The organism is Candidatus Alistipes pullistercoris (assembly GCF_027665465.1).
Lineage (GTDB): Bacteria > Bacteroidota > Bacteroidia > Bacteroidales > Rikenellaceae > Alistipes_A > Alistipes_A hominis.
On the sequence record NZ_JAQDED010000004.1, the window covers coordinates 53330 to 78150 of the forward strand.

Below are 24821 nucleotides of genomic sequence, written 5' to 3' on the forward strand. Positions count from 1 at the left end.
AATAAATAGTTCTAATGTACATGCAATGAAATTTAAGAGCATAATATCTCACATTGAATCTTGAAGTTGCTATGGTTAAAATTAATACTAAAGAAAAGAAATTCACGCGTGTTGGTATAAAATGCCTGATGGAGCAAAAATCTATCATATCTAATATTAATTGAAATAAAGAGTCTCATAATACGTTCTCAAAAAATTTTATAAAAATGATTTTCTTATCTCACAATTCAAATGACAAGCCTGTTGTAGAACAGGTTGCACTAAAATTAAAAAACATTTACGGACAAGATAAAGTATTTTATGATTCATGGTCAATTCAGCCCGGGGAAGGGATAGTTGACAAAATGGATGAGGGATTGACCAATTGTAGATACTTTTTCTTTTTTGTTTCTGGTAATAGTTTAAAAAGCAATATGGTTAAACTGGAGTGGCAAAATGCCTTGTTCAAAGCTGCACAGAACAGAATCCAGTTCATTCCTATCAGAATGGACAACTCCCTAATGCCCGCTTTATTAACTCAGTCTCTGTATATAGATTTGTTCTCTCATGGATTAGATGTTGCCGTGAGACAAATTGTTGATGTCGTTAACGGAAATAATACTTATCGAGAACCTCTAAAAATGTTCTCAAATATGGTGGCCTACAAATACAGAGACGGCGATAAGTTAGTCGTGGAATGTCATGCAGAACATTTTTTTGAACCTATTTCGTCGTTTTTGTTTTGCACACAACAGAATGTAAATTCCATTTCTGCTCACATTCGAAAAGCAACATTATACAGAACTAATGAAATGAATGATTTCCGATTGGAAAATGGCTATAAAACGAATGTGATCATGCGAAGTATTCCAAACGGAACAGTGCCGGGGTTTCCTTTTATTGTTGAGTTTAAGTCTAAGAATAATACTCCTTTTGATATTGAAATTGTTATGCATGAAAAATCTCAAGGTATGTATTATCCTATTCCAATAATTAATGGTAGGAAGGAATAAGACAACGTTACGGTAATTCATGCCGGAGACGCTGATTGTATTTCATTGACAGATATAGCCAATATAAGTCGAATGAATCGGCTATCGTGATCCGAAACTGGTTACGAAACCGAAAATTATTGAATATTTAGGGATATGGGAAAGTTTATATAACCCCGGTTTTAAATCCCTCGAATTCGAGGGGTTTAAAAAGCAAGCCGGGTTAAATGCTTTTACGCTTTCGCCTCAGAAATAGGTTAATGCAACCGGGGCTATCGGTATCATATCCATACCGACGCCGTGAAACAGCATCTTGTACCGCCGCAGCTTACTCCAGCCCAGAGCACAGCGTCGTATCGAGCCAGAACTACCTCGATAAAAATCCCGACAACCTGATCGACGAATCCGGGATCGTCATACCGGAAAACGACGAGTAATCATAGATCACCCCCCTTATTGGGTGGCTATGCTATAATTGATTTTCAGCTCGTCATTATGGTATCTCCGGCGTAAGAAATGCTGAATTTCATGCACGTATTCAAAGTCCTGTTCGCGTACCAAATCCTGAAGCGTTTTATCGGAATTTTCTAATTTTACTTTAGCAAAGGCATCGAGATAATACGTGTAATCCGTAGTGTGAACCGGGACAGGTTGACCGGGAAGAACAGTCGATCCGGCAATGATCGGTCTATAATAAATAATACGGTCTTCTATCCCGTCGATTTTTATCGGAAGAATATCTTCTGTCGTTACGGCTTGTTTCAACCCGGACAAATTGAATCTATCCGGATTTACAGCAGCAATTTTAAATACATTTTCATTGAAAATGAATGATTTGTCTATTTTTTGGGGATTGACGAGTTTGACTATATCCCCGATCTCGAATGAAGTGTTCATAATAATGTAAATAGTTAATATATTACGTTTTCCGCAAAGGAAAAACCATTCGGCACAAAAAACAAATTTCTGACGGAATAATTTGTGTATCTTTTCTTTGTCTAATTCAATCAATTAAAAGAATGGCAAGATTGAACTGTTTTAAAATAAGTGTCAAAAAATATGTTGCCCGAACTAACGTTGTTATCTTTGTATTTTGGAAGATGATAAAAAAAGGCGGGTGTTATTTGTGAGAGGGGACGTACTTATGTACGGAACAGGGGATTTACTTTCGGTAAATCCCCTGTTTATGTTTTGCGGTTCGCAAGTACGCAAACCAACGATCCGTACAATTTTAAAGTAGCGACGCGCAAATATTCCGAATTGCGTCCAGACGGGCAAGCGTTTTTTGATCTTTACGGGCGAGGGTAAAGTTGTAGCGGGTTTGCATCCGGCCCAACAAATCGGCACTGATTCCTAATGCAGCTTCGACACTCAGGGCAAATTCGGCGGAAACCGGTCGTTTGCCATTCAGTATTTCATTCAACATAGAATAGGGCATACTTACTAATTCGGCGAATTTCTTTTGTGAAATCTGCCGGTATTCCAATTCTTCTTTAATAACCGCCCCCGGATGGGTGGGAATATATGCTGTCAATTCGTTCATGGCTGTTATTTATAATGGTTCGTAATGTCAAGTAAAATACAAATAACGATTATCGGTTCTTTACCCTCTTGGTCGATAGTAAATTCCAATCGGTACTGATCGTTTATCCGCACGGATGAAATTCCTTGTTTATCCCCTTCGAGGGTTTTATAGTTTAACGAGTTGAGCGGAAATAGTTGTTCCACATTTTCCGCATCACGAAGCGTATCTACCCGACGAATATAATTTTTAATCACTCCCGGTTGGAACCGGTGTTTTTTATCCGAACATTTACCCGTAGCATAGATTTCTTCCAAATACTCCTGACTAAATTTTATCAGCATCCTGTCATTTGTTTAACGTAACAAATATAATGCTTATTATCGAATATTCACTAAAAAAGTGATTTCCTTAGTGCTTCGATGAATTTGTAAGGAATCTTTAAAGGTTCGATTTCCTGAAAAAGATCATTGTAAAAAATTACTACTGCAATATTCTGATTCTGAGAAATTAAAGCGGCAGCCCTTGCGGATTCCAAAATAATCCGTATGTTTGGGCCGTTATATTATCGTCAAACTTGATTGATTATGGAGACTATTGCAGATAGTGACAGGTGTGCCGATAGGCGCATGAACCGTAGCAAATAGTCCATTCCCTCACCCGGCATGGACTGTTTCGGCCCGTGCCCTTTCCCACATCTTACATACAAAACTGCTAAATCCCGCGCCCTACGTTTGGTCCGGGAGACTGGCTGGCTTTATCCAAAACGGGACATTTCCTTTCCGGTCCGATTTGATGCAAACAAATTGCGAATCAGAAAAATGCCCGAAATCGCGGAAAAAGCAAAATAGTTCTTAAAAAGACACAAAATCGGAATACTCGGTTGTTGTTCATTGCGATTTGTTTCGTATATTTGAACAATGATTCGCCGAAATAGGTGGGTTGTTGGCTTTGTCCGCCCTTAAAATCTGGTACATTTTGAGAGACGAAGCACAAGAAAAGCCCTCACGCATTGGCCTACGCCTAATGCGGGGCATCCGATTTTGATTCCACGCATAGGCGTGGGCATCTTGTGCTTATATTCTCAGTAGGTTTACCAGAGCCTTAGGGTGGTATTTGTCACAATGATGCTCACGTTCTTTTTTTCGACGGATAGGAAACTTTAAAAATTATAAAGTTATGCTATCTTTGTGTGGTCACAATACGGTTTAGATCGTAACATATTGTAAAGGTTAAGACACCTTTATGCCTTTGGGTAAACTTACGAACTGTTATAGCGATATAACAGGTTTAGTCCGGCGTAAAATTGTCTGAAACCTGAGCTATGCCCCGGCACGTGCTGTCGGGGCGGGCTTGGGCGTAAGGATGATTACCGGAGAAGGCATCGTAAGGCCGACCCAAAGGGATTGTCCAAGCGTCCTCGCCCTTTTTTATTGCCTTACCGCAACGGGCCGGACGCCGGGAAATCGAATGAAGTATCAACTTCTATCCCGGTTACTATGTTACGGCCAAAATCGAAACCCTGTCATTTATCCGCAGCCGGAGAACTCCGGCCATGCGCGGCGTATTCCGATCCGAGCGTTCGGGAAAGCCCCGTATTTCCAAACCGAAAACTAAGGGAGTGCGCGGCGTTCGCCTGTTCCTGTGGGGGCGGCAGGCCGGGCAATCCCGTGCCGTCGCACTCCCTTTCCAATACAATTTTTCTCTACACCGATATAGGCCGGACACGCCCTGATCGGCCTTTTCTTATTCTTACCCACCGCTATGAGAATCGAATATGACAACCTGCAAATCCTGAGCGACATCGATCCGTCGCGTGCGGCAGCTTTTTCAGGCTACCGAAAGGAGAAAATCAAACTGACGGAAACGGATGCCGATTACACGTCCGTCCGCGAACGCATTGTCCGGCGCACGGCAAGCGCAGTACTGCTGCTGCACGATCAGGGGTACGATACTTTCCTCTGCGGCATGGCTACGGGCTTCGACCTGTGGGCGGGGTTGGCGGTGCTGTCGCTGAAAAAACAACTGACCGACCTGCGGCTGATCGCCGTGGTGCCGTTCCGGGGGCAGGCGCAAGGTTTTCCCTACGAGTTTAAAGAGCTTCATTCCGCAGTGCTGGCCGCAGCGGACTGTCGGGTGTGCCTGCATCAAAACTTTACTCGTTCGTGTTTCCATGAGCGCAACCGGGCGATGCTCGATCATGCGTCTGCGCTGGTGTGTTACTACGATGGGCAGCCCGGCGGCACGGCCTACACGGTGGACTTAGCCCGTAAGCGGGATATGACGGTACTGAATCTGTGCGACGACGCACCGGAGTATAACAACAAAGCGGACGACAGACTGATTACGGAGATAATGAAGATAAAATAAAAGTGATGTATTGTGTTTATAACAGGGCACGAACCGAACTTGTCTTTGCTGCGCAGGCGATTGGCGTTGCCTTGGATGCTGAAGGCAATACGGTTTGCGCTTTTTTTATTAACCATTTTATTTAAATAATTATGAAAACGAAAAATCCACAATTCAAAGGTTCGCCGGTCGCCGCCGCCAATTTCAGGTGGAGCCTCGACTTTTTCCGGAACCACGACGTTACAACCGTCGGGTACAATTTAATTCCCGACGAGGTGTTGGAAGCATGGGTCGCGCCCGATCCGCAGCAATTACTCTCCGACATGGCCGACGGGAAGGCTGATCCGGACAGCACTCTGCCGTTCGCCGTTTATTCGTGCGCCTACGGTTATCACGACCAGATTTACGCCGCGATGCTCAACGATGATTCGTACAGTACGCCCTACGAGAAGGTCGTCGAAGATTTCTTTCCGTTTCAGGAAGCGTTGCATTATATCGTGGAAATGAATAAAAAGCGGTTTTATTTCCTGTCGTTTCCTATCCTGCATTTCAAAGCCCTGCCCGAAATGCTTCCGCTGTTAAGAGAAGCCGCCCGAAGATTCGGCATTTTACAGAAATAAAGCCGATTTGTCCGTGCGGTAATCAGGCTTACTTTCCAATTCCGGACAAAACGGCAGGGGAACGGGACGTACCGGGATACCCTTTCCCCTTTTTTGAACCTACTACCTTTTCATCATAGCCCGAACCGTTTACCCTCTAACCTGATAATTAATGAAAACGGCGACGGCCCAAGCCGGACGGAGCGATCCGACCGGCTTTTTTATTTACCGCTACATGATTCTGTAACTATATCGGGCCACAGTGAACGAAAAATAATCACAAAAAAATCAGACTTCACAGAAAATGCGGACAGATTGCAGATACGAAAGGTAAAAAAAGAAAAATGATTAGTTAAAGATTAGCGTTGTTGTTCCGATTCATATATGGACATAAATGTTTCTATGTTTTTTTCTTTCCTTCTTAATGTTGGAACACGTTCTATTTCTTTTTGTAACTTTTCGTAAACTAGTTTTTTATCAAACAACTTACAGAATGGTTCGTAGTATTTAGATTCGCCATTGTAAATTAATGTATTAATTAATTTTGCGATATTGAAATCATCTTTGGGGATATGTCGACGTATAAAATCTTGATATTCCTGTTGGTTTGCTTTTTGCCACACGGGAAATAATTCGAGTATGCAGATTTGCCCTAAATCAAATAAAGCGGTTTCAGATTTTTCTTTAATGAATCGTTTTATAGCAACCATGACAATTTCGTTTAATCTGTCTTCGTTTCCATAACCGGCAAATCCTTTTCTTAAAAATTCGACAACAACAAACAGACTAAATAAAGCTGGAGAATATTTAGTGATTTCCTGTAAAGTCGTAAGGATCGTATCGAAGTCTTTGATAGGCGAACCTTCGTTGTCATAATTATTTATATGGATATTGAGCGTGTCTACAATAAAAAGCTCCCATTGTTTGGCATGATCTGTTTCCGTGAATCTAGTACGGGAGCTATTGCTTTTTAATAATGATAAAGCAACACATAGTTTGCCGATATTTTCTTTTTGTAAAGTTCTTTTATAGAGAATCAATTGTAATACACGGGTAAATTCATCTATGGAATACTTCTGGATATAGTAATCGAACGTACTATTTAGGCGCTTTGCATCAATTGATGTTTTGATTTCGTTGGTTAAAACATCAATATTGTCTTCAGAAATAATGTTCGAAGGAGTGTCGTATATAAAATACTTTTCAAAATATCTTTCAGAGCATAATCTTTTGGATGAGTCATATTCTAATGTAGGAACTGTGGAAGAATAAAAATATGAAGGAAGAATTTTTCCAAGTAGATAATGTAACTCATATTGGTAATGATGCGGAGTATTTATTGTTAACATTTCTATGAAATCCTGTTTTTCTTTCTCTGCGGCCTCTTTTCTTTCTTGATCAGAAGCAAAGCGAACTAACATATAGACACTATCAGGCATTTGACCTAAAATTCTTGCTTTGTTGTTTCGTATTGTTTTATATGCTTCGGGACTGACAATTTTTAGCGCTTCTAATAAGCATAAATCCGAGATGTTAACTTCGGTATATAGTAGTGGCAACGAGAATGACAAGACATTAATGTATTGAATTATTTGTCTGGCAGTTTCAAATAAAGGTAATGCATATTTATGAATGTTGTATTGAGCTTCTAATATTTCCCGCTCGTCAATTAAATCTGTATTTGGCAGATTGGACAATATTGCTTTGAATTTTAAGGTAAAATATTGTAACAACTGACCTTGCGAGATTTTTGGGAGGTACAACTGTGCTTGGATGATCTTTTCTATGAAATTATGTCCAGCTTGAATGTCTCCGTTTTCATAAAATGAACATAGTGCTTTCGCAACCATTTCTTTATCCATAGCGATAATAAAAATGGTATTGTCGAAACTAGCCGTTTGTTTAATCAATTTGAATAGTGCATGTATTTCACTCTTATCAAGTCGATCAACGTCATCAATTATAATTACTAAATGTTTCTGAGATTTTACAATCTCTTCACTTAGCTGTTTCTTTCTTGAATTAACATTTTCTTTTAAATCAGGAAGTTTGTCTATAAATGTTGTAACACCTTTCTCCATCATTGTTCCTGCGCCCGGAGCGAAAATATTGACTAATCCCGAAAGTCCTAAAGATACAATTGGGGCATATTTTTTTAATCCCTTTACAAAATCTTGACTTATATTTTTGCCGTCTATCGAATTGAAGAAATCTAATAGTAAGGATTCTTGATCTTTAAATAACCATGGGTTGAAACAAGAAATAATTATATTTTCTTGTTGGTTTAACTGTTCAGAAATGAGGTTAAGAGTCGATGTTTTACCGTCTCCCCATTTTCCGTATATTCCAATCGTAAAACAAGTATGTTTCGATTGAGATTTATTGATAATAGTCTGTACAACTGCGTCAACAATTCGTTTACGTCCGAATACGTCATCTTTTGCTGTTGTTATAGGAGAATCTTCTGAAATGTTAAATGATAAATTGGGATTCATAGTTGCTTATACTTATGTATGTTAATACAAAGATATGATATAGTCCGTAAAAAAATACACACGTAAAATCAAGTATTTATCAAAATACAATCTCGTTATTTTTTACACCTCGTTTTATAGATTGAAACGGTCAAATATTAGTAGGTTACAATACTAATATACTTGCATTTGAAAATGATGGTTAATTTACCGCACTATACAATCTCCCTAAGGGAAAACCTTTAATTGGCCGTGAGTTAATGAATTGAGATCAATAAGCCTGCAAAATAAATTTAAAAACGCTTTACAAATTTTATGTAAGGCGTTTTTGTAAGTTGTGTGCAAATTGTGTGCACCAAAAAGAAAAGGGGTTGCGATTTTCATCGTAACCTCTTGATTTTCTGGCTCCTCAACTAGGACTTGAACCTAGGACCCCCTGATTAACAGTGGCCTAAAGTCTTTTTTATCATTCATCATAAATTTGTTAAATGGTTAAAAAACAGATTATTATGATAGAAATTAGTTTTTCGGTTTCACAACTTTGTACTCCTTTTTACGGAGCCATTAGGCACTTTTTTAGGCACATTTTAAAGGTTCTTCAGACTCCGTATGATTGCACATTATCAGTACTTTACTGTCTGTTGAAACAATCCGCTGATAAGCCTATAATTAGGCACATTTTAAAGATTCTTTGGATTCGACTTTATGGTTCATTTTCGAACCCTTGTTTTAAACTAAAACAATCTCCTAATTCGTTTTATAATAAGTATAATAGCTTGTATTGTAAACTATTGTGTTTGCGATATTGTGTTGTTAAGTCTTGTTTGAATCCAATAAAATCTTACTGAAACGATGGAAACAATTAATAAATATGTAACGGCCACACTAAGGTTGGACAAACGTAGATTGCTCAAAAAATCAAACAAATATCCGATTAGGCTTGAAATCTATTTTCATTCCACAATTAAAAGATATTCTACAAGATATTTATGTACCGAAATCGAATGGAAGAAAATAAATGCAAAGCATTTATATGATGAAAATTTGAAAGAAATACGACTCGGTATCACTGAAATCCAAAATAAAGCAAATAAAATTATCAAAACGCTCGGTGCTAATTTTTCTTTTGAAGGTTTCGACAGATTGTATTTAGGTATTGAGGCCAAACCTTTTAAAGACAAGCAAAATGTTTATGATGCTTTTCGCAGGAGGTCGAATGAACTCATGCAGGAGCACCGTTTCGGTACTGCGAAATCTTACAAGAATGCGCTTGTTTCGTTAATGAAGTACAAAAATAGATTGAATTTTTCTGATGTGACTGTTAATTTCTTGAAAGGATATGAACGGTTTATGCTTCAACAAAATAGGTCTACAACGACTATTGCAATGTACATGCGTTATCTACGGGCCATTGTCAACGAGGCTATTGCAGACGAAATAATGTCTGCCGATCAATATCCGTTTGGTTCTGCGCGGAAACGAAAATACGAAATTCCAGAAACTAAAAAGGTAAATAGTGCACTTGATCTTGACGGATTGAAAGCGATAATAAATTATAAACCTGAATTTGAATCGGAGGCGAAAGCGCGTGATTTGTGGTTGTTTAGTTTTTATTGCTGCGGTATGAATATGAAAGATATTTATAACCTGAAATATGCTAATTTACAAAATGGTTTTATTGTCTTTTATCGTCAGAAAACTATTCGTACTCGTAGAACACATGTACCGATCCAAGTATTCATAACGAAACCCGTGCAGGACATCATCGACTTTTGGGGGAATGAAGATAAGAGTTTAGACAATTACATCTTCGGAATATACAAGAAGACTGAATCCGACGAACGGAATTACGAACTTGGAAAATTGTACACTCACGTAATTAACGAACGTATGAAAGAAATCGGGAAAAAGGTAGATATTCATGTGAGCCTGACTACCTACGTTGCCCGGCATACCTACGCCACTACTTTAATGAGAAAGGGAGTGAATATTGCTTTTATCTCAGAAAGTTTAGGTCATACCTCGCTAAAAACTACTGAAAGTTATCTCGATGGATTCAGACGGGACGATAAAATGGAAATCGCGGCAATGCTAACAAAAATTGCCGAATAATATTTTAACTAAGATTTAAGTCATGGACGAATTTATCAAATCCTTTGAAAAGTATTTCAAAGAATGGATGCGAGAAGTTTTAAAAGAAAAACCGTATTCCTCAGAATTTTCAAAACCAGCCTTACCATACACTTGGGCAAAATTTGTGAAAATCGAAGAAGCCAGTCTAATAACCTGTTTTAGCATTGGTACGCTTTACAATCTTGTAAACAAGAATAAGATCCCGTTTCATAAAGTTGGGCGATCCATCCGATTCGATCCGGAGGAATTGCAACTATGGATGAAAAAGGACCGACCGGAGATCGTAAAGCTGGGAATCCGAAAACTAAAAGAAGAATAAACACTGACAAAAGCAACGAAAGGCATCGGTTTTTCGTTGCTTTTTCATCTATTATTGCTAATAACCACGTATATATGATTAATTTAGATGTGTCAATTTAGGTTCTTTAGTCATACGCTACAAATATCCCAACTTATTATTCACTTCTAATTTAAAATGCTATGAAAGAATTTATTTTGGAATGCGAATCATCGTGTGAGTATGATGAGAAACTAACTCAATTAGGACTTACCGTAGTTTTGAAAACGTTTAATTCATGGATTAAAGAGTTTTACAGTCAGGAATTTAATCTTGCAAAACGACTGCGAACCATCCGGCAGATCAAGACCAACATATCAATGTTGGTAAAAAAAAACACCGCCTAAACATGCTGATTACCTATTACTGCTTTTGTCAATCGAAGAAGATATTACGGCGGCGTTGATTCGAGATACACGTCAAATTTATATAGGTCCTTCCAACCATTTTTCATCCCCCCTTAAATGGAGTGGATCGGCTATCGACCTTGCCGAATTAATCTACGCTCTTTTTCTCTCTCAATCTTTAAATAACGGCGACATTCCCATTAAAGAGATCGCCGTTTGCTTCGAACAATTCTTTCATATTAAACTCGATGGTGTTTACCAAAGGTTTTCTAAAGCACGTTCGCGTAAGAAAGAACGCACTTCATTTATTAATAAATTGCTTGATATGCTGACAAATAGAATGGATGAATTAGATGGTTGAGCGCAATAATTTGTAAAAAAAAGCGGGTAAGTTACCGGGTAACTTATCCGCTTTTCTTTTGCCGTTACTCCACCTTTGCTTTCGAATAAAACGATAGTTCCATGCAAAGAATCGAAGATATGTTTATAACGATTAAATCGCTGCTGGATCGGATCATGGACGAACTGCAAACGATTCGTAACGAGATTAAAGATAATCCTCATCCGGAATCTGCCGATGATGTATTTCTCGACTTTAACGAAGTGTGCGAAATCACTAAAATGAGTGAACGGCAGGTGCGGCGGTATCGGGAACAGGGAAAATTGATCGGGTTCCAACTCGATGGCCGCCGATTATACCGTAAATCGGAAGTATTGGATTTTATAAAAAAACGTGTGAAAGATTCCGATGGCTGGGTGCGGAACAGACCAAAAGACGGTATCCGGCAAATTCCGTCAGAAACTGTCGATCTCGACGATTTCGATATAGACAACGATCCGGAGGGTTTCGATGATGAAACCGACGATTTTTAATCTTATAAAACTTACATTATGGAAAAGAAAGAGTATGTATTGGTCGAACGCGAAACGGTCGTTCAACTGATTAAAAAGAATTACCGGGCTATGTACATGATCCTGATTTTGGAATATGTAGCCCAACAGAAGAAAGCATTTATTACTTTATCCGCCAACGAGGTATGCGAAATTTTGCATATCAAATCCCTTCAGTTGGATGAATGTCGGAAACGAAAATGGATAAAATCGGTTCGGCTGACGGATCAGACTTTCTTGTATAGTGCATACGATGTGGCATTATTAGCTGAAAAAATCAGACGCAGAAAAATTCTAAGGACAATCGCCAAAATTCCGACGGTAAACAATGCCTAATCAATAAAAAAGACTGCATAAGCAGTCTTTTTTATTGATTACATATCAGGATGCCTTTCCTTAATATTTGTTTTAAGTTTCTCAAATATAGTTTTATAGACATCACGCCAATCCTCTTTATTCTCATTTTTAAAGGGGAGGTATTCGACACCAAAAGCAGTCAATAGCTGTTCTTTACTTTTAGAATCTTGACTCAGTATATCGTAATAATATATATTATTGCTATTTACAGATTTTCCTTTGATATAACGTGCTCGCCGTTCCAGTAACCACCATAAGTCCGTTTCGGAGTAATCCATACTTAACCCGATAATATGAATATCCGTTGTGAAAAATAATTCTATCCATGAAAGAGTATCGTACTGATCCTTTTTCAATTTATTAGTAATTCTATTAATTTTTTGATTTTCAAACTCCAATTCCCCGATCGTATAAGCTATTACTTTACGTGTGGCCGCACAATATTGATCGAATCCAAGTTGAATCGTATTTTCTTTTATTGCATTTCCATGAATGTGCCAAATTTTGGTATTTGTACCCTCTATTTCCATGTAAGTAAAAATGCTGTACTTAGTTTCTTTCCCGTTGTATTTCCATGCATATCCATCTTTCTTAAACTGTTCTTCCAGCGTAAAATCATAATTGGTCGTAAGATAATTTTGAAGTCCGAACTCCGATAACATTTTATAAAATTCATTGATTTTATTTTGTTTAACAAATTTTACCACTTCACTTTTAACCTCTTTTTCGTCTTCTAATTTTAAAAGTTCATTTCTTAAAAACAGTTCTTCGTAGACCATCGGATAAGGTTTGTGGTCGGGAATCAAATCATTACCATATTTATCAAATAATTCTTTAAGAAGTTTTGTCCATGTTTTTTGTGGTTGAGATATTAAATTCAAACCGTTCCCATACAAAATAGTTGCTTCCATAATTTTTCATATTACATTTTATCCGTCTAAATTACCCAATTATCAGACAATTTCAAATCCCTCATCCTAAGAATACATATCTGTTTTGGTATCGTGTAAATGTCGGTACTCGCTCATTTCCTCTCAAAATTTTGTATAGAAAAAATCTGACCGCTCCCTGCGGTCGGGTAGATTTTTTCGACAAAATTTTGAAGCCGGAACCGCTCGCACCGGGTTTCTAACACGAAACCATAAACAAGTCGATAGAGAAAGAATAAATAGTTTTCTCAAAAGAAATTCAATTTTCTAATAATCAAATTATTAATCGCCGAGAATATTATTCGCGGCTTAAAACTTTATGCCTATGGATATAAAACAGATTGTAAATGAACTGCTGAAAGCAATCGCGGATTTCGAACAAACAATCAATCCTTCAGCGGAAGAAAAGCGAATGATCGAAAAAGTTAAATCCGGACTTCGGAAAGTGTCCGAACGGGCAGATGAAGTCCAAAAACCAATTAAGCCATTATAAACCAATAAATTTTAAAGTTATGAAGACTAAAAAAGAAAGTGCGAAAACAAACGAAACGATGAACGCAGAAAAAATGGTCGAGGTGATTACCGCCGATCTGAACGTTCAGCATGTGGAACTGTCCCGGATCAGACCGAATCCGAACAATCCGAGAAAACAATTCGACGAAGATTATTTGCTGGGACTGGCCGACAGCATCCGATCCGTCGGAATTATCAACCCGATCCTCGTCCGGCCGCGAAAATCGGAACAGGACGGGGAATCCGTCGTAGCCGATACGTTCGAAATCATTTGCGGCGAATGTCGCTACCATGCTTCGGTCATGGCCGAAAAACAGACGATTCCGTGTTTTGTAGCCAATGTTTCCGATTTGACGGCAAAAGCGATCGCCATAACGGAAAACACCCAGCGGAAAAATATGACGATCTGCGAAGAAGCACAGGCGATAAAAGATTATCTGGAACTTTCGGACCGGGATATTGCGGCTGCCGCCGCAGTATTCGGATTCAGTAAGGCGTATATACAAAACCGACTGAAACTGCTCGATTTGATTTCCGAACTCCGCGCCTTGCTCGACGAGGAAAGCATTACCGTCTCGATGGCGTTGGAGCTGTGCAAATACGAATCGGAAGTACAGCAGGAAGTTTACGACGAACATTTGAAAGAGAATTGCCTGCGGGGATCGTGGCGGCCGCTGAAAACGGCCGATTTCGCAAAGCAATTGCGCGACGCTTACACTACGAAGCTGGACGATTTCTATTTCGATAAATCTGAATGTGAAACTTGTCCCCAAAACACACTTTCTCAACTACTGTTCCGGTGCGATACGGACTGTGCACGATGTCTGAATAAAAGCTGCCTGCAAGATAAGAATACGACCTATGTAATAAACACGGCGGTAGAGTGGGCGGCAAAAAATTACGAAATCGGCGTAATGAAATACAATCATAACACTGAAGCGGTCAATTATCTGCTAAGTGTCGGTTATGAGATTACCGAAGTAGATTATTATTCCAACCGGTTTATTTACCCGATGGACAGACCGGAGGAACCGAAAGCCGATCAATTCAAAGACATAGAAGAATACGAATCGGATATGCAACGGTACAAGACACTTTCGGAAGCCTACAAAGAGCAGACCGAAGAAATCGAATGGGGCGTTAATGAGGAAACGCTGAAACCGTACATTGTCGTAAAAGAAAAACAGGTCGTTTTCTGTTATGAGAACCTGCTTTTCGATGCAATGAAGCCGAACGCCGGATCAAAAACGAAAGAGCAGGAATTGGAAGAAAAAGCGAAACGGTTCGGAGAAATCAAAGTGGAGCATATTATCGAAGATACCAAGAAAATATTCTCCATACAGAAAGTACCCAATACTCCGATCTGCGGCGTCGAGGAAAAGATCAGCTATTATGCCATGATCCAAGCGATAAAACCGCGTTACCGGGAATTGCTCGGATTTAAAGGGATCGAAGAATTCAGTATGCCCGACGATGCGCTATTGGCTATCGTAAATAGGCTGACGGCCAAACAAAAGAACCGGATTCAGCGGGTATTCATTATTTCCAATCTCAGCGACGTGTACCGAGATTCTCCGCGATACGGCTTTTTTGAAGAATTTGCCGCCCTGCACTATCCGGAAAAGCTGGAAGAAATCAAAGCGATTTACAGCGCCAAATACGATCCGAAACAACAGCGGGCGGAAATGGAACTGGAGCAATTCAAAGCATCGAAGCCGACGGAAGCCGAAGAAATGGAAGCGAACGAACCGGAACAAACGGAAGTCGAATCCGAAGAGATCCCGGAAATCGTTGAAGTTCCGCAGGAAGACCAGCCTCAGGCGTCGCCGACGGAGGACGCTCCGGTAGTCGTTCCGGAAGAACCGCAGGACAATCCCCTGCAACCGGAATTGCCGGAAAAGCCGGTCACGGAACCCGATGAGAAACCGGAGCCTGAAAGGGAAGACGCGCCGGATGTACAGTTACCCGAATCTGATGACGATTGCCCGTTCATCGAACCTTACGATCTGATCGAACCGGTAAAAACGAAAAAATCGAAACACGGCCGCCGGAGCCGACCGGCAGCTTGACATATTTACCGATAACCGTAAAAGGGTGGAGAAATCCACCCTTTTGCTTTTTGTCTAATCTTTAAAATTATCATTATGAAATACTTTGGAACAATTATGAGTTTTGCCGATCTGAAACGGCAGTACCGTAAACTGGCAATAGCAAACCACCCCGATAAAGGCGGTTCGACACAGGCCATGCAGGAAATCAACGCCGAGTTCGAAACCCTGTACCGCATCTGGGAAAAACGCCGGGACGAAGAACCGAAAGTGGCCAACGGTTACGAAAACGACTATAACGGCGCGACGGCAAAAGAATATACTTCGCACGTATATAACGAGTACCGCTGGCAGGGCAAGAACTACAACGGGCAGCGCCCGTCGGAAGTCGCCGACCTTTTCCGCAAATGGGTAAAAGAAACCTATCCCGGTTATAAATTCTCAGTACGGGTACGCAATTACGACAGTATCACGATTCAATTACTCGTGGCAGATTTCGCCCCGTTCACAGAATCGTCCGGAATTACCTGCAATTGTTCCGTAAATCATTATTATATCGAACGTGACGATGATTTGACCGACCGGGCTAAGGAAGTGATGCAGAACGTTACCGATTATATCATGTCGTACAATTACGATGACAGCGACCTAATGACCGACTACTTCAATACGAATTTCTACCTAAGTCTGTATATCGGTAGTGGTACGCATCCGTATAAGATCGTTATTCCCAAATCCCGGCGAACAGGCGGCCAAACCGTTCCTGTTTTCAAACGGCCCGAAGGTCCGGCGAACAAGGCAATCCGCCAAGCGATGGGGAAAGCCATATTCAGCAATTACAATTCCCAACGGCACGGACAGCAGACTTTGTTGGGTGTAATTCGCTATTCTTCAAACGGAGAAAAACATTTTTATCCGCTTAGTTATGCAAGTGAAGCGACGGCTCGCAAACGCATGGCAAAACTCGATGTCGTAGGCATAGAAACCCGCACGACCGGGTATAACGGCGGCTATATCGAATTTATCCGGTTCAAACCGGAAACTTTCGAGAAACTGACGGAAGAAGATCGGCAGGCAGATGAAGCCGAAAGACTTTGGAAAGAAAAGCATAAATCAGCTTAACGATACGGGCAACCCCAGAAAGGGTTGCCCTCTTCAATCAAATAACTAATCATGTACAGGAAAAATTAAACCCTGCTGTACATAGGGAAATCAAAATGTTATATATCATTGATTCACATTGAACCATACAGTCTTTACTATAAAATCCGTTCTATCGTGCGGTTGCGCGGTAGAACGAATTTATATTGCTTAGATCGTTAATGAATGTGATTTTAGAGCCATATAATCAGTGCATTGTGCATTATCCAGAAACAAAACACAGCATTTTGTCCTATTCTTACTGCTCATATATACAATTCCATTTATGGACGGTTTTATATTGTATCGGAAAAATTCAGTCATTACCTGTGTCGGAACATACTCCATAGTGTTCCTGTTGGAAATAGGTTTCGATACTTCTTTCGTAAACTCGTGCAAAAAACGAATACCCCAATAGTCGCTTTTGTCGAAAATAGTAGGACGCCGGGGAATATCCACAAGATTTAAAACCCTTATTTCTTTTACAAACTCGAATTCTCCTAAATAGGCATATTTATTTCCGCTTCCGTTTTGCGCTTCATCAAGAGGTGTCTGTTTATCCATTGAACCGTAAAACATTGATACCCCCGCAGGACTCATACGGTTTGGAATAGTTGCATATTGTACCGGTGGGGATGCTAATTTACTCAGACAGATTTTTTTCAGACGAGTCGAATATTTTACACAGCGGTATATCAAACAGCCTTTATTCAACGAATCAATCAGGAATTTTTTGTTACTTTTAACGATGGTAGCAACTTTTCTTAATACATTTAAGTTACTCTTTACCATATCTTGAATACTCATTCCGTTCGCAGACTCTTTCATTGTCTTTCCACAGAATTTTTGCCATTGCGACTCCATTTCCTCGCTTTCGGTATTCCCGTATGGATCATGGTACACCCACCTGCAATACTTAAAACATTCAATAATATCTTCGGATAATTTATCGTCATACGTCCAAAATTCTTCCGCTGAAAAAAGTTCTTCACCAGTCAATAATTTCCGATCGCCAAACAGTATATAACCATTATAAGAAGTTATTCCGGGAGCATCCTCTTCAAATCCCGAATCAAATCCGACACCTTCGTCATCCGGATCGCCGTAATAGTCGTTAATTGTATCCCTAATCAAAATAACAATCTTTTTCAGATGGACTACATTTGATTTTTTTCCGGTATAACTGCACAAACCGCTTTTCCCATTCTTCCGGATATAATTTTTAATAAAAGAGTACGGGAACAATCCTGCTGAAACCATTTTGTCAGGCGGGGTGTCAAACCCCTGACTCATTTCTTCACATATTTTGTCTTTCCAATAATTCATAGATTAAATTTTATATATAAGATTCAATTAAAGCTGTTTACAAAAATACAAAATCCGTGTTTTTATTTCAATGGACAGATTGTTTTTATTTATGAGTGACTTAATTGCGTATATTTGTGATACCCAATAAAACTTATATAATATGGAAAAGGAACAACCGGAATATTTGTACCATTATACTACCATGTCGGCACTATTCGCGATGCTGAATAACATAGATAAAGACGACTCCATCAAATTCTGGGCATCGCATATCTCATATATGAATGATCCCACAGAGTATAATTTCTTTATTTCGGCACTGTCAAATGCAATAATTCAGTATGAAAAACGAAAAAGTTTACCAATAAAATCTTTTGCTTTAAAAAAGATATATGATACCGTTGCGAAAATGGCCGGAGATATGTTTGTTTTATCTTTATCAGAAAAAGAGGATGATATATCCATGTGGAGAGCATACGGAGCCAATGGACGAGGTGTGGCAATTAAATTTAAAGCAAAAGACATAAAACAGATAGTCGAAGAAAAAAAAGACGGTTGTAAAATAAAACAAATACAATATTTTGATAAAAGAACACTGATAAAACAATTTAATGAACAAGAGATTCAGGACGAATACGAAAAATTAAACCATCAAAATTATTTAATAAACCCATCAATCTTAGAAAAAAGAAGCATTTTCAAAGATGAAACATATGCGGATGAAAAAGAGTGGCGTATCATCAAACAATGTGTAGATTACAATTTCAGAGAAAAAGGTGGTTTAATCGTCCCTTATGCCGAAATAAATATTCCATTGGAAACAATAGACTGTATTATAATTGGACCATGTGCCGATTTCGGATACTCCAGAATGTCTCTTGAAATGATGTTAAAAAAGAAATTTCATAATCCGAATATTGATATTCCAATTTGGAGTTCCGTTCGCCCGTATGTAATTCGATGATGATAATTATATTTTAAAAATCAGCGGTTTGTTGCTAAAATAAACAATTATGAAACATTGGTTCAAATTATACGTGTGCACTTTAAGAAAAGATTTGTCGATCATTCTGGCTATTGCGATTCTGTTCATATTTGTAATGGATATGTGGCTTAAAAACATTCCGGCTCCCAACAGTTTTTTTGTAGCGATAGGAAATTTCTGGTATGCCCTTTCAATAGCTTATGTATCTTCATTCGTATTCTATTTTTTCGTAGTGCATTATAATAGGCAGAAAGAAAAATCTTTACTTTATGGATATATAGGGGGCCTATTTAATATGATTATAAATGACGGTAAAAGTATTTTTGCCGATATGGTAAAAAAAGCAGGACTAAATATTGATCCGAAAAAAATGACACAAGAGCAAATTGAAATAATGTGTTCTTCTACAAATCCACTTGCTCCATCTACCATTATGGATTTTAATGGCACTCATTATATTAATTGGCTCGAATATTTGGACTATTACAGAAATCGAAAAGAGGAATATCTGAACAAAATATTAAAGCAGATGCAATATCTCGATGTTGAATTTGTCAATATTCTTAATCAATTCATATCACCTCAGATTTTCATATCCTTGGATTTGCAATTATATATGTACCGGCATAATAAATACGGGAATAAAAAATTTTGTAATGGTATTGAAACAACTTTTGTTGAATATTACTTCCTTTTAAAGAAATCAGAGGATTATTATAAAAAAGTATTTAAGTTATATGTAAGTGAAATTAAGACAGAAAAAGAAAACGATTAGCTTCCTTTTTCTGTCTTATTTTACCCTTGCCTCAGATTGCAGCAATCGTTCGGATTCGGATTGACTGTTTGCGCTCAGTAATGATAATGTTCGGTCACATCCTCGCAGACGGAAAGCTGCCCGAAACGGGGCAGTTTCGACAGATATTCGATTTTCTGTCCCAGCGATAAATGCAAGTATCCGCTTTGATGCAATGTATATTCCGATAAATCGACATCGAACCACCGCCTGATCCATCCGTTTACCCGCAGGAATTCAACCAACACTTTGTCGCAGCGAACCGTACCGAGCAGGGGCGGATCGACGAATTGCGGGATGAACGGAGAGAGCCGCAGCGAAACGTCGAATCCTGCTTGTTGCAGTTTTTCAACGGCCCGAATCCGCGCCGACGGCGGACTGGCCCGTTCGTAAGTCCGGGCCAGCGCGTCGGACGTGCAGCTAATCGAAATTTGAATATGAGCCAGTTGTCGATCCATGACGGCGAGGTATTCGTCCGTCGCCAATAGCGGGGATTTCGTAACGATCAGGTATTCCACGCCTTGTTGGTTGAGTTCCCGGATCGTGCGGTAGGTCGCGCGAAATTTGCTTTCGGCAGGCTGAAAACAGTCGGTCATCCCGCCGAGCCGGACAACAGAACCCGGAGCGATACGCCGGACGGTTTTTGCAACCCTTTCCATCGAAGCGACGGCCGGAGCATCGGCATTTCACATGCCCCGGAAGTCCAGCAGCGAACGCGCATAGCAATAGGAGCAATTATGCGAGCATCCCCGGCCATATAAGTCCAGCCGGGTAGGGTACTTGCATTTTGCGCCTTCGTTTCCTTTGACGGTTTTGTAAAAAGATTTGAATTCCTGTGATTCCATTCTGCTTATCGTTTTAAAATTGTTCGGGTTCAAAGGAATTATGAGAAGCTTTGCATAATACGTTTTATGTAAAGGAATAAGTTATGTGAAGAATATTTATTAAGCATGTGATATTCAGTAATATTAATAGAAATGACTTCACATGAAATTCTAAGTTAGACATTGTAATTCATATAATAAACATAAAAATAAGAGGACGGAGCCGGTATCCGGCTTCGTCCTCTGTATCGTATTGACTTCCGTATCTGTTGAGTAGAATCTACTTCTTTTCCCAAAGACCGGTCAACAAGTCTAATGATCCTTTCACAAACTAACGGATCATTTATTGCATCCACAGGAATGGGTATCGTTTTTTATTGCAGTTTTTTCGTCCTGCTTTTCATCGGTAACAGGCTGTGCCTCTTGTTTCACTTCCTCAATGACTGTGCTGCCACACGAGCAAGAACAACTCGGCTTCGGCGAGAATAGCGATGCCCAAAAACCTTTCTTTTCTTCTTTCTTTTCCATTTTTTTTGTTTGATTTACAATAAGATATTAAACAGATAACCACCTATTACCGCCGTGAGGAAAATCGTGGCTACGATCATTGCTACAAGTCGTTTCTTGAAGATGCTGGCGAGCATTGACATTTCGGGAATCGCCATTCCCGCGCCGCCGATAATCAGGGCGATGACCGCACCGATACTCATCCCTTTCCCCATCAGTGCGATACCGATCGGGATTGCGGTTTCAGCACGGATGTAAAGCGGTACGCCTAAAACCGCTGCAACCGGTACGGCAAAGGGATTGTCCGGGCCCGCTATTTTCAGGACAAAATCCTCCGGCATATATCCATAGATGGCAGCACCCAGCGCAACTCCGATGAGCAGGTAGCCCATAATCGGGCGAAGACTGTCCCAAGCGGCCTTAAATGCAAGTTTCAGTTTGGCTTTGAACGGCAATGACCGCTTATCGACAACCTCTTCACCACCACCGCAGCATGCCGGTTTTACGCGGACGTTTTTCACGTACTTTTGTCCGCCGATTTTTTGCAGGATGACTCCGAAAGCTACGGAGCAGACAAAAGCGATCACAAAATAGATCACGGCGGCTTTGATTCCAACCAGTGCGGCGAGCATTCCGATAATAATGGGATTGAGCAGCGGTGAGGCGATCAGGAACGACATCACTGATCCAAAGGGGACTCCGGCATTGAGAAATCCGACCGTCATGGGAATTGTCGAACAGGCGCAGAACGGCGTCAACGCACCGAACCCGGCTCCCAGCGCATTCCCCAAAAGCCCTTTTCCCGATAAATATTTCTGAATCTTATCGGCAGGAATATACATCAAAACAATTTCGACCAAAGCACTGATAAACAGAAAGAGTGCGATTAGTTCGATGGTTATCAATACAAAGTATTGAAGCGTATCTAATAGCGTATTCATCGTATAATTTATTGAGGGCAGCAGCCCGGTTGTTGATCTTGAGTTTGTTCGACAGGTGCAGGCGGAGCCACTTCGGGGGCTTTAGCTTCTTGGTTCCCCATAAAAAGCATGGCGATTACCACGATTGCCCCGATCCACAAAAACACCTTCTGAACAAGCTGTGATTTCGGTTTTTCTTCTTTCTCCGCTGTTTCGCAGCAACCGCTCCCGGAAGCGCAGCACGATGACCTTTTCTTGAAATAGACCTGCCAAAAGCCAAATAGTAATGCGACGATTGCGATTCCTATAAATAGTGGGCGATATTCCGCGAAGAAGCTCAACTGTGAAGCCCCTATGCCGAGCCATGCAAGTATTCCTGCCGCGATAGGCATCCCGCAGCAAGAAACCACGCCTAAAAAGGCAAGAACTGAAGAAAATAACCCGACAGAGGTAGTTCCTATAACTGTTTTTTTACTCATAATTATTTTTAGTTTTTAATAAAACGTTCATTGGATTGCCTTTATTTCGTAAAATCACGAACAATATCTTCAAACTAATAGCTACTGATTTCGCTATTAATAAATTAGGTGCTGTTAGATTTTTGTCGGAAACCACCCCCGCGTGTAGTTGGCAATCCGTACAAGCAACAGCATCACTGGTACTTCGACAAGCACCCCGACCACCGTTGCCAATGCCGCGCCGGACTGAAGTCCGAACAGCGATATGGCGACCGCCACCGACAACTCGAAGAAGTTGCTCGCTCCGATCATTCCAGCAGGGGCTGCCACATTGTGAGGTAGCTTCCACCACTTTGCCCAGCCATACGCGACAAAGAATATCAACACGGTCTGTAAGATCAGCGGGACAGCGATCAGGGCGATATGCAGCGGGTTTTTAAGAATCGTTTCGCCTTGAAACGAAAAGAGGATAATGAGCGTAAGGAGCAGGCCGCCGATCGTCCAGTTGTCGAACTTTTTGACAAAGACGTTGTTGAAATAGTCTATACCCCTGCGTTTGACCACCGCCATCCGGGTCAATACGCCCGCTCCCAGCGGAATGACGACGAACAACACCACCGACAACAGCAACGTGTCCCACGGAATCGACACCCCGCCCACGCCGAGCAGCAGCGCCACGATCGGAGCGAATGCGACAAGGATAATCAGGTCGTTCACCGCCACCTGTACCAACGTATAGGCCGCATCGCCCCGGGTGAGATAGCTCCACACGAACACCATCGCCGTACAGGGTGCAGCCCCCAACAGCACCGCTCCGGCAAGGTATTCATGCGCCAGCTCTTCGGGAATCAAAGCTTTAAAAATAACATAGAAGAATAGCCATGCGATGCCGAACATCGTGAACGGCTTAATAAGCCAGTTGGTCACGCACGTTACGATGATGCCTCGCGGCCTTTTTCCGACATTCTTCACGCTCTGAAAATCCACTTTGAGCATCATCGGGTAAATCATCAACCAGATTAGAATAGCGACGGGGATCGACACGTTGGCATATTCAAACTTGCCAAGTGCGGCGGGAACACCGGGCAACCATTGCCCGACGCCGATTCCCGCCATGATACACAACGCCACCCATAAGGTCAGGTAACGCTCGAAAAATCCAATACCTTGTTTATTTTTTTGAGTTTTCATAATCTATTTCGCTAATTTTAATATGCGCACTGCACCCCGAAGGACGATGATAAAGACAATGATGCCGACAACCAGATCGGGGATGCCGCTGTCCAGCCACCAGACCAGCAATCCGGCGGCAATGACCCCTGCATTGATAATCACATCGTTGGCAGAGAAAATAACGCTCGCCCGGATATGTGCCTCCTTGCTATTGGTGCGTTGCAGTAACCACAGACAAAAGGCGTTCGCAATGAGGGCCAGCAGGGATATCCCGATCATCGTCTGGAAAGCGGGAGGAGTTTCCGCGCTGATAAAACGCCGGATTACCTCAGTAATTCCCCCGAGAGCCAACACGATCTGGATATAGCCGCTATAACGTGCTACCTTCTTCTTGCGAGACAAAACTGCTCCGACGACCATCAGGCTCATCCCGTAGACCAAGGCATCCGCCAGCATATCCAGACTGTCGGCTACAAGTCCCATCGAACCGGAAATAATCCCCGTGGCTATCTCCACCAGAAAAAAGGCGAAATTGATCAACAGGACGATGATTAAAACCCGGCGCTGGATGGACGGTTCGTTGGGCTGTGGCCGATCCTCCGTTTGCTCCGTGACAATCAGCGCAGCTCCGAGTCCGAGGGTTTTCAGAGCAGTTTCCACCGTCCCCGGATCGCCGGTATGCAGTACGGTCAGCTTCCTTTCGGCCAGATCGAAATCGAGCCGGAGGATGCCGTCTACCTCCTGCAATTTCATCCGTATCAGGTTTTCTTCGCAGGGACAATCCATCTTCGGGATGGAAAACACGGATTTATAAACGTTGTTTTTCATTGAAGATGTGTTGAGTAAAAATCATGGAACCGCGCCTTTATTTCATCGCGCACCCTCCGGAACTCTCCGACGATAAATTCAGGCGTTCCGGTCGCGTGGGAGGGATCGTCGAAACCGATATGCACCCGTGTTCCGACTTTGCCCGTAAAGAGCGGGCAATTTTCGTTCGCCCCGCCGCAGACGGTGATCACATAATCCCACGCTTCACCGAGGTATTCCGCGACGTTGTGGGGCGTATGACCGCTAATGTCGATCCCCGCTTCGGCCATCGCCTCGACCGCCTGCGGGTTTACCCTTTCGGCAGGCTCCGTTCCGGCGGAAAAGACCTGCGAAGTCGGATCGAACGATTGCAGGAAGCCGTGCGCCATCTGACTGCGGCAACTGTTTCCGGTGCATAAAATCAGTATCTTCATAG

Annotated in this window: 27 protein-coding genes and 1 pseudogene; 14 read left to right on the forward strand and 14 right to left on the reverse strand. The window is 41.1% G+C overall.

Going from position 1 to position 24821, the window contains the following annotated elements; genetic code table 11:
- Window positions 1-206: 206 nt before the first annotated feature.
- Both PGR91_RS07140 and PGR91_RS07145 read left to right on the forward strand, forming a co-directional pair.
- Complete coding sequence (locus PGR91_RS07140) at window positions 207-992, forward strand: toll/interleukin-1 receptor domain-containing protein (RefSeq protein WP_118656002.1); 786 nt, start codon at window positions 207-209, stop codon at window positions 990-992.
- Between the two features lie 15 nt (window positions 993-1007).
- Window positions 1008-1224, forward strand: a pseudogene (locus PGR91_RS07145) (KilA-N domain-containing protein); the annotation flags it as partial.
- Window positions 1225-1424: 200 nt separating this feature from the next.
- On the opposite strand, the gene PGR91_RS07150 reads toward PGR91_RS07145, so the two are convergent.
- From PGR91_RS07150 to PGR91_RS07160, 3 genes are all read right to left on the reverse strand, one after another.
- The gene (locus PGR91_RS07150; RefSeq protein ID WP_118656003.1) at window positions 1425-1868 is read right to left on the reverse strand and encodes a hypothetical protein; all 444 of its coding nucleotides are present in this window, start codon (window positions 1866-1868) and stop codon (window positions 1425-1427) included.
- A gap of 334 nt (window positions 1869-2202) precedes the next feature.
- Window positions 2203-2514 (reverse strand): HigA family addiction module antitoxin, encoded by a 312-nt coding sequence (locus tag PGR91_RS07155; protein WP_118656005.1) that lies wholly within the window; start codon window positions 2512-2514, stop codon window positions 2203-2205.
- 5 nt (window positions 2515-2519) lie between these two features.
- Window positions 2520-2837: a type II toxin-antitoxin system RelE/ParE family toxin gene (locus tag PGR91_RS07160; RefSeq protein WP_118656007.1), complete on the reverse strand. Its 318-nt coding sequence runs from the start codon at window positions 2835-2837 to the stop codon at window positions 2520-2522.
- Between the two features lie 1420 nt (window positions 2838-4257).
- Between PGR91_RS07160 and PGR91_RS07165 the strand changes: the two genes are divergently transcribed.
- Window positions 4258-4863 carry an SLOG family protein gene (locus PGR91_RS07165; protein WP_118656009.1) on the forward strand — a complete coding sequence of 202 codons (606 nt, stop codon included), beginning with the start codon at window positions 4258-4260 and terminating at the stop codon, window positions 4861-4863.
- A 131-nt stretch (window positions 4864-4994) separates the two neighbouring features.
- On the forward strand, window positions 4995-5462 hold the full coding sequence (locus PGR91_RS07170; RefSeq protein WP_118656011.1) for a hypothetical protein: 468 nt from the start codon (window positions 4995-4997) through the stop codon (window positions 5460-5462).
- 338 nt (window positions 5463-5800) lie between these two features.
- Here PGR91_RS07170 and PGR91_RS07175 read toward each other — a convergent pair whose 3' ends face one another.
- Window positions 5801-7936, reverse strand: coding sequence for a KAP family P-loop NTPase fold protein (locus tag PGR91_RS07175; RefSeq protein ID WP_118656013.1), 2136 nt, complete (start codon window positions 7934-7936; stop codon window positions 5801-5803).
- A gap of 831 nt (window positions 7937-8767) precedes the next feature.
- Here PGR91_RS07175 and PGR91_RS07180 point away from each other — a divergent pair.
- From PGR91_RS07180 to PGR91_RS07200, 5 genes are all read left to right on the forward strand, one after another.
- The gene (locus PGR91_RS07180) at window positions 8768-10027 is read left to right on the forward strand and encodes a tyrosine-type recombinase/integrase (protein ID WP_118656015.1); all 1260 of its coding nucleotides are present in this window, start codon (window positions 8768-8770) and stop codon (window positions 10025-10027) included.
- A gap of 22 nt (window positions 10028-10049) precedes the next feature.
- Entirely contained in the window at window positions 10050-10367 is a 318-nt protein-coding gene (locus PGR91_RS07185) for a helix-turn-helix domain-containing protein (protein WP_118656017.1), read from the forward strand.
- Between the two features lie 390 nt (window positions 10368-10757).
- Complete coding sequence (locus PGR91_RS07190) at window positions 10758-11093, forward strand: RteC domain-containing protein (RefSeq protein ID WP_182424223.1); 336 nt, start codon at window positions 10758-10760, stop codon at window positions 11091-11093.
- 101 nt (window positions 11094-11194) lie between these two features.
- Entirely contained in the window at window positions 11195-11605 is a 411-nt protein-coding gene (locus PGR91_RS07195) for a helix-turn-helix domain-containing protein (RefSeq protein WP_118656021.1), read from the forward strand.
- An 18-nt stretch (window positions 11606-11623) separates the two neighbouring features.
- Window positions 11624-11959 (forward strand): hypothetical protein, encoded by a 336-nt coding sequence (locus PGR91_RS07200; protein WP_118656023.1) that lies wholly within the window; start codon window positions 11624-11626, stop codon window positions 11957-11959.
- Window positions 11960-11997: 38 nt separating this feature from the next.
- Here PGR91_RS07200 and PGR91_RS07205 read toward each other — a convergent pair whose 3' ends face one another.
- Window positions 11998-12891, reverse strand: coding sequence for a hypothetical protein (locus tag PGR91_RS07205; RefSeq protein ID WP_118656025.1), 894 nt, complete (start codon window positions 12889-12891; stop codon window positions 11998-12000).
- A 343-nt stretch (window positions 12892-13234) separates the two neighbouring features.
- Between PGR91_RS07205 and PGR91_RS07210 the strand changes: the two genes are divergently transcribed.
- From PGR91_RS07210 to PGR91_RS07220, 3 genes are all read left to right on the forward strand, one after another.
- Window positions 13235-13402: a hypothetical protein gene (locus PGR91_RS07210; RefSeq protein WP_182424224.1), complete on the forward strand. Its 168-nt coding sequence runs from the start codon at window positions 13235-13237 to the stop codon at window positions 13400-13402.
- Between the two features lie 58 nt (window positions 13403-13460).
- Window positions 13461-15491: a ParB/RepB/Spo0J family partition protein gene (locus tag PGR91_RS07215; RefSeq protein ID WP_182424225.1), complete on the forward strand. Its 2031-nt coding sequence runs from the start codon at window positions 13461-13463 to the stop codon at window positions 15489-15491.
- Between the two features lie 75 nt (window positions 15492-15566).
- Window positions 15567-16592, forward strand: coding sequence for an LPD29 domain-containing protein (locus PGR91_RS07220; RefSeq protein WP_118656029.1), 1026 nt, complete (start codon window positions 15567-15569; stop codon window positions 16590-16592).
- Between the two features lie 189 nt (window positions 16593-16781).
- Here the strand turns inward: PGR91_RS07220 and PGR91_RS07225 are convergent, their stop codons facing one another.
- Window positions 16782-17936 carry a HEPN-associated N-terminal domain-containing protein gene (locus PGR91_RS07225; protein WP_118656031.1) on the reverse strand — a complete coding sequence of 385 codons (1155 nt, stop codon included), beginning with the start codon at window positions 17934-17936 and terminating at the stop codon, window positions 16782-16784.
- Between the two features lie 142 nt (window positions 17937-18078).
- Between PGR91_RS07225 and PGR91_RS07230 the strand changes: the two genes are divergently transcribed.
- Both PGR91_RS07230 and PGR91_RS07235 read left to right on the forward strand, forming a co-directional pair.
- Entirely contained in the window at window positions 18079-18882 is an 804-nt protein-coding gene (locus PGR91_RS07230; RefSeq protein ID WP_118656033.1) for a DUF2971 domain-containing protein, read from the forward strand.
- 49 nt (window positions 18883-18931) lie between these two features.
- Window positions 18932-19678, forward strand: a complete 747-nt coding sequence (locus PGR91_RS07235) for a hypothetical protein (RefSeq protein ID WP_118656035.1) — start codon at window positions 18932-18934, stop codon at window positions 19676-19678.
- A gap of 74 nt (window positions 19679-19752) precedes the next feature.
- On the opposite strand, the gene PGR91_RS07240 is transcribed toward PGR91_RS07235, so the two are convergent.
- The 8 genes from PGR91_RS07240 to PGR91_RS07275 form a co-directional block, all read right to left on the reverse strand.
- Window positions 19753-20355, reverse strand: a complete 603-nt coding sequence (locus PGR91_RS07240; RefSeq protein WP_220452155.1) for a radical SAM protein — start codon at window positions 20353-20355, stop codon at window positions 19753-19755.
- Window positions 20356-20382: 27 nt separating this feature from the next.
- Window positions 20383-20541: a 4Fe-4S cluster-binding domain-containing protein gene (locus PGR91_RS07245; RefSeq protein ID WP_147387377.1), complete on the reverse strand. Its 159-nt coding sequence runs from the start codon at window positions 20539-20541 to the stop codon at window positions 20383-20385.
- 318 nt (window positions 20542-20859) lie between these two features.
- Window positions 20860-21048: a hypothetical protein gene (locus PGR91_RS07250; RefSeq protein WP_118656037.1), complete on the reverse strand. Its 189-nt coding sequence runs from the start codon at window positions 21046-21048 to the stop codon at window positions 20860-20862.
- Window positions 21049-21062: 14 nt separating this feature from the next.
- Entirely contained in the window at window positions 21063-21968 is a 906-nt protein-coding gene (locus PGR91_RS07255; RefSeq protein ID WP_118656039.1) for a permease, read from the reverse strand.
- An 8-nt stretch (window positions 21969-21976) separates the two neighbouring features.
- A complete protein-coding gene (locus tag PGR91_RS07260) occupies window positions 21977-22426 on the reverse strand; it encodes a mercuric transporter MerT family protein (protein WP_118656041.1) in 450 nt (149 codons plus the stop codon).
- Between the two features lie 114 nt (window positions 22427-22540).
- On the reverse strand, window positions 22541-23596 hold the full coding sequence (gene arsB / locus PGR91_RS07265; RefSeq protein WP_118656043.1) for an ACR3 family arsenite efflux transporter: 1056 nt from the start codon (window positions 23594-23596) through the stop codon (window positions 22541-22543).
- A 3-nt stretch (window positions 23597-23599) separates the two neighbouring features.
- Window positions 23600-24406, reverse strand: coding sequence for a cation transporter (locus PGR91_RS07270; protein WP_118656045.1), 807 nt, complete (start codon window positions 24404-24406; stop codon window positions 23600-23602).
- Complete coding sequence (locus tag PGR91_RS07275) at window positions 24403-24819, reverse strand: arsenate reductase ArsC (protein ID WP_118656047.1); 417 nt, start codon at window positions 24817-24819, stop codon at window positions 24403-24405. The genes PGR91_RS07270 and PGR91_RS07275 overlap by 4 nt, the downstream gene beginning before the upstream one ends.
- Between the last annotated feature and the right edge of the window lie 2 nt (window positions 24820-24821).

Excerpts from the sequence above, each read along its gene's own strand:
- PGR91_RS07140 (WP_118656002.1), top strand. The coding sequence starts at position 207 with ATGATTTTCTTATCTCACAATTCAAATGACAAGCCTGTTGTAGAACAG.
- PGR91_RS07150 (WP_118656003.1), bottom strand. The coding sequence starts at position 1,868 with ATGAACACTTCATTCGAGATCGGGGATATAGTCAAACTCGTCAATCCC.
- PGR91_RS07155 (WP_118656005.1), bottom strand. The coding sequence starts at position 2,514 with ATGAACGAATTGACAGCATATATTCCCACCCATCCGGGGGCGGTTATT.
- PGR91_RS07160 (WP_118656007.1), bottom strand. The coding sequence starts at position 2,837 with ATGCTGATAAAATTTAGTCAGGAGTATTTGGAAGAAATCTATGCTACG.
- PGR91_RS07165 (WP_118656009.1), top strand. The coding sequence starts at position 4,258 with ATGAGAATCGAATATGACAACCTGCAAATCCTGAGCGACATCGATCCG.
- PGR91_RS07170 (WP_118656011.1), top strand. The coding sequence starts at position 4,995 with ATGAAAACGAAAAATCCACAATTCAAAGGTTCGCCGGTCGCCGCCGCC.
- PGR91_RS07175 (WP_118656013.1), bottom strand. The coding sequence starts at position 7,936 with ATGAATCCCAATTTATCATTTAACATTTCAGAAGATTCTCCTATAACA.
- PGR91_RS07180 (WP_118656015.1), top strand. The coding sequence starts at position 8,768 with ATGGAAACAATTAATAAATATGTAACGGCCACACTAAGGTTGGACAAA.
- PGR91_RS07185 (WP_118656017.1), top strand. The coding sequence starts at position 10,050 with ATGGACGAATTTATCAAATCCTTTGAAAAGTATTTCAAAGAATGGATG.
- PGR91_RS07195 (WP_118656021.1), top strand. The coding sequence starts at position 11,195 with ATGCAAAGAATCGAAGATATGTTTATAACGATTAAATCGCTGCTGGAT.
- PGR91_RS07200 (WP_118656023.1), top strand. The coding sequence starts at position 11,624 with ATGGAAAAGAAAGAGTATGTATTGGTCGAACGCGAAACGGTCGTTCAA.
- PGR91_RS07205 (WP_118656025.1), bottom strand. The coding sequence starts at position 12,891 with ATGGAAGCAACTATTTTGTATGGGAACGGTTTGAATTTAATATCTCAA.
- PGR91_RS07210 (WP_182424224.1), top strand. The coding sequence starts at position 13,235 with ATGGATATAAAACAGATTGTAAATGAACTGCTGAAAGCAATCGCGGAT.
- PGR91_RS07215 (WP_182424225.1), top strand. The coding sequence starts at position 13,461 with ATGAACGCAGAAAAAATGGTCGAGGTGATTACCGCCGATCTGAACGTT.
- PGR91_RS07220 (WP_118656029.1), top strand. The coding sequence starts at position 15,567 with ATGAAATACTTTGGAACAATTATGAGTTTTGCCGATCTGAAACGGCAG.
- PGR91_RS07225 (WP_118656031.1), bottom strand. The coding sequence starts at position 17,936 with ATGAATTATTGGAAAGACAAAATATGTGAAGAAATGAGTCAGGGGTTT.
- PGR91_RS07230 (WP_118656033.1), top strand. The coding sequence starts at position 18,079 with ATGGAAAAGGAACAACCGGAATATTTGTACCATTATACTACCATGTCG.
- PGR91_RS07235 (WP_118656035.1), top strand. The coding sequence starts at position 18,932 with ATGAAACATTGGTTCAAATTATACGTGTGCACTTTAAGAAAAGATTTG.
- PGR91_RS07240 (WP_220452155.1), bottom strand. The coding sequence starts at position 20,355 with ATGGAAAGGGTTGCAAAAACCGTCCGGCGTATCGCTCCGGGTTCTGTT.
- PGR91_RS07245 (WP_147387377.1), bottom strand. The coding sequence starts at position 20,541 with ATGGAATCACAGGAATTCAAATCTTTTTACAAAACCGTCAAAGGAAAC.
- PGR91_RS07250 (WP_118656037.1), bottom strand. The coding sequence starts at position 21,048 with ATGGAAAAGAAAGAAGAAAAGAAAGGTTTTTGGGCATCGCTATTCTCG.
- PGR91_RS07255 (WP_118656039.1), bottom strand. The coding sequence starts at position 21,968 with ATGAATACGCTATTAGATACGCTTCAATACTTTGTATTGATAACCATC.
- PGR91_RS07260 (WP_118656041.1), bottom strand. The coding sequence starts at position 22,426 with ATGAGTAAAAAAACAGTTATAGGAACTACCTCTGTCGGGTTATTTTCT.
- arsB (WP_118656043.1), bottom strand. The coding sequence starts at position 23,596 with ATGAAAACTCAAAAAAATAAACAAGGTATTGGATTTTTCGAGCGTTAC.
- PGR91_RS07270 (WP_118656045.1), bottom strand. The coding sequence starts at position 24,406 with ATGAAAAACAACGTTTATAAATCCGTGTTTTCCATCCCGAAGATGGAT.
- PGR91_RS07275 (WP_118656047.1), bottom strand. The coding sequence starts at position 24,819 with ATGAAGATACTGATTTTATGCACCGGAAACAGTTGCCGCAGTCAGATG.